At 25.0% G+C, this 6771-nt stretch carries 7 protein-coding genes; all 7 read right to left on the bottom strand.

Annotated features, from left to right (window positions below):
• Positions 1-107: 107 nt before the first annotated feature.
• The 7 genes from L8Y18_RS07700 to L8Y18_RS07670 all read right to left on the bottom strand — a co-directional run bounded on the left by L8Y18_RS07700 (position 108) and on the right by L8Y18_RS07670 (position 6761).
• On the bottom strand, positions 108-716 hold the full coding sequence (locus L8Y18_RS07700) for a hypothetical protein (RefSeq protein ID WP_263658770.1): 609 nt from the start codon (positions 714-716) through the stop codon (positions 108-110).
• Positions 717-729: 13 nt separating this feature from the next.
• Positions 730-1401, bottom strand: coding sequence for a ParA family protein (locus tag L8Y18_RS07695; RefSeq protein WP_070257187.1), 672 nt, complete (start codon positions 1399-1401; stop codon positions 730-732).
• A 647-nt stretch (positions 1402-2048) separates the two neighbouring features.
• The gene (locus tag L8Y18_RS07690; RefSeq protein ID WP_263676610.1) at positions 2049-2471 is read right to left on the bottom strand and encodes a single-stranded DNA-binding protein; all 423 of its coding nucleotides are present in this window, start codon (positions 2469-2471) and stop codon (positions 2049-2051) included.
• 106 nt (positions 2472-2577) lie between these two features.
• Positions 2578-2916 (bottom strand): hypothetical protein, encoded by a 339-nt coding sequence (locus tag L8Y18_RS07685; RefSeq protein ID WP_263676609.1) that lies wholly within the window; start codon positions 2914-2916, stop codon positions 2578-2580.
• 14 nt (positions 2917-2930) lie between these two features.
• On the bottom strand, positions 2931-3281 hold the full coding sequence (locus tag L8Y18_RS07680; RefSeq protein WP_070257181.1) for a hypothetical protein: 351 nt from the start codon (positions 3279-3281) through the stop codon (positions 2931-2933).
• Positions 3282-3610: 329 nt separating this feature from the next.
• Positions 3611-5590 (bottom strand): type IA DNA topoisomerase, encoded by a 1980-nt coding sequence (locus tag L8Y18_RS07675; RefSeq protein WP_263676608.1) that lies wholly within the window; start codon positions 5588-5590, stop codon positions 3611-3613.
• A 13-nt stretch (positions 5591-5603) separates the two neighbouring features.
• A complete protein-coding gene (locus L8Y18_RS07670) occupies positions 5604-6761 on the bottom strand; it encodes a type IV secretion system protein (protein ID WP_263676607.1) in 1158 nt (385 codons plus the stop codon).
• Between the last annotated feature and the right edge of the window lie 10 nt (positions 6762-6771).

Raw genomic sequence — 6771 nt, 5'->3', positions numbered from 1 at the left:
AAAGAAATTATTGAAATGAAAAAATGGGGTCGTAGGATTTCAAAAAAAGCCGTTCCCCCCCCCCCTAACAAAAGGGATTTAATACAAGAGATAAGTTTTTAACTTATCTATATATTTTTAATTTTTAGCATTAAATATTCTTCCAAAGATAAAGAGAATTTTTCAGCTTCCTTTTTTAGTTCTACTTGTTCATTAAATGAAAAAAGAGTTTTTGTTTCCAAAGCAAATAAAATTTTAGAAAAGTAAAATGTTTTTGGTTGGATATGACTTTTTTCAAAAAAATCATTTAATTTTTTTCTATCATCTTCGTTTAAATATGTTACCAAAACAATATTCTTTTCGCTTTCATAGTTATATATAGTTTTTTCATAATTTAAATTTAATTTTTTTCTGATGAAGCTTTTAATGCTTAATTCTTCTTTTTTTGCTAAGAAAAATATATCAACTATATTTTCATCGCTAAAATATTCATTTTTACTAAAAATTAAACTTCTTAAAAATTGACTTTTTGTTTCAAGTCTTACTTCATCGATTTTTTTTTGCATTTCCTGATCACAAAAAAATTGGTATCTAAATTTATTTTTTTTATCTTCTTCTTTTCTAGGTTTTCTTGCTTTTTTTTCTTGCTTTAAAAGCCCTGTTTCTCCCCTTGCTTGTTCTGCAAATTTTTTGATATTTTCTTTATTTGAAATGTTTGTAACTTTTTTAAAACCCATTTTTCAACCTTTCTTATTTTATATTTTTTATAAAATTAGCTAGTTCTTTAATTTCTAAAGAAGCTTTATTTTCTTTATCATTCATTTCTGTTACTCCTAAGCCCATTTGTATTGAAATTTTATACTTTTCTCTTCCATAAATAACAAAGTCAATTAATTCAATGAATTTTTCATCAATTGCACGGATATATTCTTTTAATTCTTCAACCTTTTTTCTTAAAAAAGGATTTGTAGAAGCATTATTAATTAAAACAAAAACTTTTAAATTTGTATTTTCTTCTTCTTTTGCTTGTTTTAATACTTCCACCATTCTATCAAAAACACTTACATCAATTTGACTTGGTATAACTGGCACTAAGATAATATCACTTAATGATAGTGCATAACGCATTTCTTTGCTATCTCTACCGCCCGTATCTGATATTACATATTCATAATTTTTTTTGCTGGAGTTTTTCAAATCAAAAAGATAATCAAGAAAATCATCTCCCGTCTTAAACTCATAATCAAATATTTTGTTGAATTTTTCTTCTTTTCTTATTGAAATAAATGTGTTGATTGATTGTTGCGGGTCTGCGTCTATTACCAAAACTTTTTCTTTTTTAGCAAGTTCAATAGCCAAATTTATTGCTATTGTGCTTTTACCACTACCGCCTTTTTCATTACAAATAGATATTATTTTCATTGCACACCTTTTTGAATTGTTTTAGATGTTATTATAATATATTTATTATTAAATTATATTTAATTTAGATATATTTGTTATTTTATTGTATTAATGATAAGCATATATGAATAATATATGCTTAGTTTTTGGAGAGTTTAGAAATTTTTGATTATGAGTTTGGTTTTACTGATTTTGACAATTTTAAAACCTTGCTTTTGAAAATATTTCAAAAGCAATTCTTGCAAATCGCTCATTTTGCTTTCCTTGTTTTGAATTGTTTTGTAATATAATTATACATAATTTATTATTAAAATATGCTTAACTTAGATATATTTAGATTAATGTAGAAATATCTTGGATATATTACCCCCTCCCTTTTTTGCTTATATCTTAATAATCATAATATTGTATGCTATGTCCAAAAAATCCTAAAAACATTATTGAACCTATTACAGCCATAATTGATATTACAACTATAAAAATAAAAGACAAAGCATTTCCGATAAAATTTAAGCCTTTCATATTGCTTATATTTAACTTATTATCAATTACATTATATATAAATATAAAATTTATAAATGATAAAAAACTTAAATTAATCAAAATATTAATTAATATATCGATATTGTTAATCATTTTTTCAAGAAACCCCCTTCTTTTTTATATCAAAATTCTTCTTCTGAAATTTCCACATTATTTTGAATGTGTTTTATTTGTTCTTGCGTATAATTTTGTTCTTGTGGTTGCATATTTTCATTATTTCTTTTTTCGTGTATAAATTCAAAATTATTAATAATTATATGCCAACTATAATTTTTGATACCATCTTGATTAATATAACTATATGTAGATATTCTACCTTCTCCTAAAAATCTATCCCCACATTTAAGATAATCACTTGCTATTTCTGCTTTTTTACCAAAAATTACAATAGGCAACCAGTCTGTATATTCTATAACTTCATTTGTGCCTTTTTTTCTTCTTTTTTCTGATACTGCTATATGTGTTCTCGCATAAGCTTGTTGATTTTCTGTATAAGATAATTCAAAATCTCTTCCTAAATATCCACAAATTGTTACTTTGTTCATTTTATTTTTCTCCTTTTTTATATGATTTAATCATACATAACTTATTATTAAATTATATATAACTTAGATATATTTAGATTAAAATAGATACACCTCCTTTTTTTGCTTATTTAAACTCTGCGTAATAAATAAAACTAGAATTATTTGGATATTTTTCATTTAATGCTTTTTTTAATTTCTCATTTATATGCAATAACTTTGCTATATCATCATCATTATTATTATTATTTTTGTTTTTTCTACAAATACGAGTTATATATTGTTCCCTTTCTACTAATAAAAATCTAATTTTATCGTCTTGCTTAGAAATATTATTTATTGCATTTGTGATATTTTTTGAATATGATTTATTGTATTTTAATTTGTCAATTGAATATATTTGAAATATACCATACGCTACTATAACAATTATAAAAAATATCAAAACAAATAATATATATTCCATAATTTTTCCTTGTTTTATATTGATTTTCTTGTTGAATTGATTATTCTATTTTGTGTTAAAATTTTCTTGATGATTTGATTAAACCTTGCTTTTTGTATGCTTTTAGAAATAAAATTTCCGTTTTGTGAAAATACAAAAATATATTTATCGTTTATACTTTTAAGTTTGACAATTTGATTAATAACTTTTTTTATTTCATTAATGTTATTTGCTTCTTTAGCTAAAATCAAAATTTTACTTATAAGTCTTTCTGTATATTCTTCTTTTTTCACTAGATAAAAATCTAAATATTTCTCATTGAAAATATTTAGATTGATCTTCACATCATTTATAAAATAATTGTTATTTTTAAAATAAATTTTCATTTTTTGCTTTCCTTGTTTTGAATTGTTTTGTTATTTAATTATACATAACTTAGTATTAATTTATACTTAATTTAGATATATTTAGATTATATACTTAATTTTCTTTTTCTATCATTTTATTATTAAAGTCAATAATCTTGTAAAGAAAAATTGCAAAAACTATATATAGGATCACTGAAAATCCTTGTATATAGTAACTTGATTTAAAAAAGAAATTAATGCCATTAGCAATATTAAAAATATATAATATGCCGTTTATAAAAAAACCTATAAAATTTATCAAAGCAAAAATTTTGATAAATTTTAATTTGCTAGATGATTTCATATTCTTAGCCTTTCTTTTTTAAAGCATTAGTAATAAACTCTGAGCATATTTTCATATTCTCTTTGTAGTTCTCTGGTAAAGTTAAATTGTTATCTTTTGCAAGTTTTTCTGCGTATTGAATTTGCTTGTCGCTTGCTGGTTGTGGCTTTGTATTTTTTAAAGCATTAGTAATAAACTCTGAGCATATTTTCATATTCTCTTTGTAGTTCTCTGGTAAAGTTAAATTGTTATCTTTTGCAAGTTTTTCTGCGTATTGAATTTGCTTGTCGCTAGGTTTTAAATTTTCTCTATCTTTGCTTTTTTCATTTAATTTTACAAAGTCCATTTTTGAGTGTAGCGGTTTGATAAAATCGATATATTTCAAATCTCCTTTTGAGATAGTATCTAAAATATTTTCCATTTGCTTTGTAAATTCTGCTGTGGCTATCCATTCATCATTTTTTTCAATAAGAATATCAATTAATGAAATTCCTTTATTTGTCGCGACAATTTCATTATTTTTTCCCTTTTTTTTCAGTTCAATATATTTTCTTTTTAAAAGGGTAGGAAGGAAACTTGCATAAGTGCTAGGTCTTCCTATTCCTGCTTTTTCTAATAAAGAAATAAAATTACTTTCTTTATATCTTTGCGGTGCTTTCTTTTTAACATCAATTAACTCAAAATCTAAGATATTAACTTCTTCTTTTTCTTTTAATTCTAAATTTATTTTTTGCTCTTGCTCTTCTTGCTCTTCTTGCTCTTCTTGAAATTCAAAAATCTTTTTAAAACCTTTATAAATACATTTTGATACACTTGCTTTAAAAGTTAAAATTCCTATTGGAAATTCATAGTTTTTTATTTCATTTATTGCATTTTTGGCTTGGCTTTGTATTGAATTTAAGAAAATTAATTTATAAGTTTCTATTTCATCATCTGTTAATTTCTCTTTATTAGCTATTTTTTCAATATCTTCAAAAGAATGTATATGAGATATTCTTATTGCTTCGTGTGCTTCTGCTTGGCTTTGCTCTCCTGCCTTATATTCTTTTTTTAAATACCATTCTTCATTTTTAAAAAAGTTTTCAACTTCATTTAAAAACTCATTTGACAAAGCATTACTATCTGTTCTGTGGTATGTAATTAAACCTTTTTCAAAAAGACTTTGTGCCAAAGCCATTGCTTTATCTGGAGTGTATCCAAAAATCTTATTCATTTTTTCTTGAAATTGTGAAGTTCTAAATGGCAAGTCGGGTTTTATTTCTGAATTTTTTATTTCAATATTAAAAACTTGGGCTTGTTTATTATTTCTAAGTTTTTCTATGGCTTCCAAAGCTTCTTCTTTGCTAGAATACAAATTTTGATTATTTGCGTAAAAAACTTGCCCGTCTTTTTCTAATTTCACTTTTATTTTATAATCTAATTTTTGATTATTTGGATTTGATTTAAATTCTAAAATTTCCTTCTCTCTTTTAACAATTAAAGATAAAGCTGGAGTTTGCACTCTTCCTATTGAAATATCTTTATTATTTAATATATTGATATATTTTGGCGACATCAAAAAACCAACTAATTTATCGCCTACAATACGCCCTTTAAATGCTTCAAAATCGTTTAAATTACTTCTTGAAAATTCGGTAGAATTTTCAATTCCTTTTTTTATTCCTGCTTCTGTAATTTCGTGAAATTCAGCTCTTTTAATACTTTTTGCAATATTTTTTATAACATCATAAAATAAATATGCAATTCCATAACCTTCTCTATCTGGGTCTGTTGCAATAATCACATCTTTATTTTTACATTGTGAGAATATATAATTCATTCTTTTTTTAACATCATCATCGCTAAATTCAAATATAGGTTCGTAGTTTTCATAATCTTTAAAAATATCTTTATTTAAGTTTTTAAAATGCCCTTTTGTTGCAAAAACTTTAGCTTGTGTTATTTTTTCTATTTTTTGAATTTTGTTTGGACTTTCTATAATAATGATAGTATCTTTTAAGTTCATTTTTCCCCCTTTTTTAACCTGCTTTAGCAGTAGCACCTGTTAAGCTGTCTGTTAAGTTATCCATTGCATTAGCTAAATTATTATTTGCATTATCTGATCTAATGCTATTTGCCATTTGTCTTAAGCTTTTTCCGCCTGGTATGGCGTTAGCTATACCATGCTTAAAAGCTTCTCCATAACCTGATCCTGTCATTTTACTTGCTAACATTCCACCAGCAAAAGAAGCACCCATGTTTCCTGATGTTTTTAAAATATCTACACCACCGCCTGTTCCTGCTCCGTCTAGTCCTTGCACTCCTAAAATTTGACTAACCCAGTTTGGTATTTTCTTGAGCATATATAAACAAATTATAGATATGATTGAAGGCACTAAAAAATTTATAAATTGATTGTTATATACTTCGGCTATATTTCCTATATCTTGCACTTTTTGTATAGGTATCATACAAATGCTTAGAATGAAAAAACTTAGTGGTATAAATAAAGAATAACTAATAAATAATTTTAACCAAGAATAAAAATAGGGGGTTGTTCTTTTTGTTATAAGCAGTGGTATTACTACTGGTGCAAAACTTAATATTATCATCGCAAAAAAAGTCGATGATAATACTATACATGCAACCCCTATTAATACTAAAAATGTTGTTAAATAAAATATCCAAAAACAAAGCATTCCAAAGGCTGTGGCGATCATAGCTGCAAGTTCTGTTGAAAATAGTCCTGTGCTATTTTTAAGCATTCCTTCGTTCCACATTTTTACCAAAACATCATTTAATGAATTTATTGCATTTGTTATTAAAGTGCCAAAGGTTTCTCCGCTACCATTAAATAAATTTGCAGTTGCTGATTTTAACCATTGTGCAGGTATCATTAGCCAACCTAAAAATGAAGAATATGCTTCGTAAGAATAAAAAATTCCAAAAACAAAGCATACGGTCAAAACCCATTTTGTGGCGTTCCATAATTCTTCGCGTGTTGGGTATCCATTTTTTAATAAATTTAAGCACCATAGCATAACAATCATTCCTATAATTGTATATGCTACACCATTATAAAGGGTTTGTTGAATTCCTTCAAAGATATTAGCAAATAAAGGTTTTAAGCTATCTTGCATAACCATTTGAATACTATCAATCCAACTTGTATCAATTGTGCTTTTTTCTAATGACATTTTGTTTCCT

This window comes from Campylobacter sp. CNRCH_2007_0968H, from assembly GCF_025773245.1.
Taxonomy (GTDB): Bacteria; Campylobacterota; Campylobacteria; order Campylobacterales; family Campylobacteraceae; genus Campylobacter_D; species Campylobacter_D lari_D.
Note: the sequence above shows the minus strand (reverse complement) of the source record. Positions and strands in the feature narration are given on the sequence as shown.